The sequence below is a fragment of the Natronorubrum sulfidifaciens JCM 14089 genome, assembly GCF_000337735.1.
Classification (GTDB): Archaea; Halobacteriota; Halobacteria; order Halobacteriales; family Natrialbaceae; genus Natronorubrum; species Natronorubrum sulfidifaciens.
Genome location: NZ_AOHX01000015.1, coordinates 1 through 312 on the forward strand (window position 1 = coordinate 1; position 312 = coordinate 312).

Sequence of the window (312 nt, forward strand, 5' to 3'; positions counted from 1 at the left end):
CCCCCACCATTCCCGTCGGTTCCTTGTCCGCTCCGCTGGCCGCCGACATCACCGCGAAGAATCTGGACCATATGCCAAGACAGGTCTGCATCATGCGTTCCTTGCCCTTCCTGCATATTCGTCGTGAAAAAGTGCCTGAAGTAGTGAATATCCATATTTTTCTCCGGATCTTCAATATGCTCAACTGCGAACCCGAATTCCTTCATTAAATCCTTGTTTATTTTATAATTCCATATAGGTCCCTTTGGACGATCTCCGTATTTCCCAACCCAGAGGGGATAGGGATACCCAGTGTTCTCACGAATCGCAAGG

The 312-nt window shown here is 48.7% G+C and carries 1 pseudogene; it reads right to left on the reverse strand.

The annotated features are described in order from the left end of the window. A pseudogene (locus C495_RS17800) lies at positions 1-206 on the reverse strand (hypothetical protein); the annotation flags it as partial. Between the last annotated feature and the right edge of the window lie 106 nt (positions 207-312).